This is a genomic window from Spirulina sp. 06S082, from assembly GCF_034932145.1.
Lineage (GTDB): Bacteria > Cyanobacteriota > Cyanobacteriia > Cyanobacteriales > Spirulinaceae > CCY15215.
The window spans coordinates 1-3701 of sequence record NZ_JAYGHV010000236.1 but is presented as its reverse complement, the minus strand read 5'-3'; the positions used below and the strand labels follow the sequence as shown (position 1 = coordinate 3701).

General features: G+C 41.8%; 5 protein-coding genes. 1 reads left to right on the top strand and 4 read right to left on the bottom strand.

Annotated features, from left to right (window positions below; genetic code table 11):
• Positions 1-194: 194 nt before the first annotated feature.
• The gene (locus VB714_RS15040; protein ID WP_204103637.1) at positions 195-746 is read right to left on the bottom strand and encodes an Npun_F5560 family protein; all 552 of its coding nucleotides are present in this window, start codon (positions 744-746) and stop codon (positions 195-197) included.
• Between the two features lie 167 nt (positions 747-913).
• Between VB714_RS15040 and VB714_RS15035 the strand changes: the two genes are divergently transcribed.
• Entirely contained in the window at positions 914-1165 is a 252-nt protein-coding gene (locus VB714_RS15035) for a LapA family protein (protein WP_323225424.1), read from the top strand.
• 38 nt (positions 1166-1203) lie between these two features.
• On the opposite strand, the gene VB714_RS15030 is transcribed toward VB714_RS15035, so the two are convergent.
• The 3 genes from VB714_RS15030 to VB714_RS15020 all read right to left on the bottom strand — a co-directional run.
• A complete protein-coding gene (locus tag VB714_RS15030; RefSeq protein WP_323225423.1) occupies positions 1204-2055 on the bottom strand; it encodes a Uma2 family endonuclease in 852 nt (283 codons plus the stop codon).
• Positions 2056-2127: 72 nt separating this feature from the next.
• Entirely contained in the window at positions 2128-3081 is a 954-nt protein-coding gene (locus VB714_RS15025) for an NAD(P)-dependent alcohol dehydrogenase (protein ID WP_416309693.1), read from the bottom strand.
• Positions 3082-3163: 82 nt separating this feature from the next.
• On the bottom strand, positions 3164-3701 hold a 538-nt coding region (locus VB714_RS15020), incomplete at its 5' end, for an SPFH domain-containing protein (RefSeq protein ID WP_323225421.1).

Genomic DNA, 3701 nt, shown 5'->3' with positions numbered 1-3701 from the left:
AGGATTGCTTTTTTGAGGGCGACAAAATCGGGAGAATCTACGGTAATGGGGGGATCGGCAATAAAAATAATTTCAGTCATGGGATTTTTCGGGGAAAATAAGAGGGCGCTTGATGCGCCCTTAAAGGTTTTTAACAACTGATTTTGGGGGTTAATTTTACCCTCTCTAACCCTCTCTTAATCTCAGGAGGAGTACTAAAGACTGCCAAAACTGGGGATAGGACCCGATAAACGACGGGCAAAACTGGGTAGATCGACTCGAGAGGTGTTGCGACGGGTTTTAACCGCGAGACGATAGCTGACGCTTTGTAATTCAACGTGCAGTTGTCGATTTTCCCGTTGTAAGCGTTCGATTTTTTCTTTAACGGGAATCATGCGTTCCTCAAATTTGCGCCGATAAATTTGCGGCATTTCTTGCAATGCTTGTTCTAGCATTCTGGTGCGATCGCCTGTTTCTTGTGCTGACTGACGCAATTGATAGATTTCGCGATCGCGGGATGCGATCTGTTGTTGATAAAAAGTAACTTGCTGTTCGACTTCCTGTAATTGTTCTCGCAGCATCCGCATTTCGGCTTTGTGACGTTCGGATACGTCAGGTTGCGGCATAAATTGATTATTGCCTTTGACTAAGCGAAATAGTTCTTGGGACAACTGTTGCACCAGTTGATCGCGAACTTTCAGTTCGTCGCTGAGGCGGGAAACTTCTCCCCGCAGGCTGTTAACATTGGTATTTTCGGTAATATTCACGGCGACTCAGACTCCGTTCTAAGCTGATTGGCAAGGATATGGGGGGCGTTATGGCTTATTTTATCTGCTTTCTCGGTAATTTGACAAAAATTTTTTGCGGGGTGGGGCGCGATCGCCTTTCTGGGGGTGATGGCGTTTGTTACAATTTTAATTAAATCGAGCTTTTCTTGATAAATTTTATGAGAGCGATCGCCAGTTTTTTAACGTCTTTAATTTTTGCAGTTTGGCTGATTGTCATTGCTACAATTTCAATTCAAAATATTCAGCCAGTTTCCCTGAAGTTTTTAACGTTTCAGTCGGTTGAGTTTCCTTTTGGTATTGTTTTAACGTTTAGCGTCGTTACGGGGCTACTTTTGGGGGGAGTTTTACCGACTTTACCAGGAAAATTTCAACGGTCAAAATCCAAAAAATCTCGCTAAATAAGGTGTATTTTTGAAGGCGATCGCGCTACCAAAAATTAAGGAATATCTTTTGGATCGACACCGAGTTGCAGAAGGCGATCGAGTAACTGTTTATTTTTCTTTTTCTCCTCTGCTAAAGCCGCTTCAGTTTGTCGTTGTTCGGCTTCAGCAAGATCGGCACGTTGTTTTTCAATGTTTTTCTCCAATCGTTCGCGATCGCGTTCATTTTCAGCTAGACTAGCTCTTTGTTTTTCTCGCTCTTTCTCCAGTCGTTCGCGCTCTTTCTCAAGTCTTTCGCGATCGCGCTGTTCGATCGCTTCAACAAAATCAACAAAACGCTCTCCAGTTGGATGAAATAATACCAAATCCTCCTCACTCGTGCTAAATTTTATCCCCAAAAGTGGACTTGTCCACCCTTCCATTCGAGAAATTTCTTCTAACTTCTTCCCTTTTCTCAACCATCCCTGTAGCCGATTCTTTTTCGGATTGTACAGGTAATATTCTTGGATGCCATGCTGTTGATAAAACTTAAACTTGGTGTCCATATCCTTCTTCTTATTACCAGGAGAAAGGATTTCAAAAGCCACTTGTGGAGGAATATTATCCTCTTTCCACTGCATATAAGAACCTCTATCTCCTTTCGGTCGCCCCAACACCACCATCACATCCGGTGCTTGCTTTTCTGGCTCTTCTTGCTCTAAGATTTGTTGTTTTGTTAGTTGCACTGGATACCACAAGAGATCGGCAGCAACAAAAACATCATTTCTATCTTTAAAGAGAGCATCAAGACCGCCTTTAATGGTGAAAATTAAGCGTAATTGAGTTGTATTATCAGCCAATGGTTTACCGTCGCTATCGGGATAGATAAATTTGTCCTCAAGGGATAGGGGAGAAAGTTGTTGTACCATTGTCTCAAAGAAAGAGTGGATACGTTCAACTCTATTATACAGAATTAAAGAGTCTTGAACAACTGCGATATTTTATGGCTCAGATACGGTAATAATAATCTTACCCACGGCTCGTTCTGACTGACTATACTGATGAGCGTTAGCTACTTCTGATAGAGGATAAGTGCGATCGACGATCGCGCGAAGTTTATCCTCCTCGATCCAGTTTTTGAGAATGTTTAAATCTTCAGCATTGGGGTTAAGCACGATCCATTTTGCCTTTTTCCCCGGTAACAAACCCGTTAAAACATTCCAAAATGCACCCCCAAGATCGGGAAGTGTGGAAATATAAATTCCTTTCGGTTTCAGAACTTGACGGCATTTCGGAAAACTTTGTTTAGCAACCGCATCAAAAATGCAATCGTATTTTACAGAATTTTGAGTAAAGTCTTCTTGAGTATAATCGAGAACGGTTTCAGCCCCCAGCGATCGCACTAATTGCAGGTTTTTCGTACTGCAAACCCCCGTTACTTTTGCCCCTAACTCCTTCGCAATTTGCACTGCAAAACAGCCTACTCCTCCCGATGCACCATTGATGAGAATGCGATCGCCGGCTTTAACTTGGCCTTTATCTCGTAATGCTTGTAATGCCGTCAAAGCTGCTAAAGGAACTGATGCAGCTTCTTCATAGCTCATATTAGCAGGTTTGAGGGCGAGCAGGCTTTCTGTAATGGTAATATATTCTGCATTAGCACTGCCTTGAAACTTCGCACTCGTGCAAGCAAATACTGCATCTCCTGGTTTAAATTGCGTGACTTCGCTGCCAATTTCGGCAACAATTCCAGCCACATCAAAACCCAAAATCAGTGGAAACTTGCTTCCCGAAAATACTTTTAGCATTCCTTTACGCACTTTCCAATCGAGAGGGTTTATACTACTGGCACAAACTTGAATTAATACTTGGTCTGCTGCAACTGTCGGCTTGTCAATATCGACATATTGCAGCACGTCAGAGGAGCCATATTCTTTGAGGATAACTGCTTTCACGATCGCCAATCTAAAGGAATTATTCATGCGATCGTCATCATAAGAAATTTTCTCTCAGAGAATTGTCAATCTTAACAAATCTTCAGACCTTTCTTAAATCATCTAAGTTGGCAATTTTATCATTTTGTACCGAATTATGAGCCGTTTTTCCTTGTTCTAACGCTTCCGTCCATTGTTTAGCTAGAGAAATAATATCTGAAGGGATCATCACCAATGTAGTCGTGTTATTTTCTGCCCCAATTTCTGTTAACATTTGCAATCGTCGTAACTCCAAAGCTGCTGGATTTTCCATGATCTTCTGCGATGCTTCTGCTAGTTTAATGGAGGCTTCTTGTTCCGCAGCCGCTTTAATTAAACGCGCTCTTTTTTCCCGTACAGCTTCAGCTTCTTTCGCCATTGCCCGTTGCATTGCAACAGGAATTTCAACATCTTTAATTTCTACTCGTTCGATTTCTACTCCCCAAGGTGCAGTAATTTCATCCACAATTTCTTGCACTTTATAATTGATTTTATCACGATTTTGTAAAACATCATCTAGAATATTCTGCCCGACAACATTTCGTAAAGTTGTCATTGCGGTTTGATAGACTGCATCCCGATATTTTTCGACTTTATTAATG

Excerpts from the sequence above, each read along its gene's own strand:
- VB714_RS15030 (WP_323225423.1), bottom strand. The coding sequence starts at position 2,055 with ATGGTACAACAACTTTCTCCCCTATCCCTTGAGGACAAATTTATCTAT.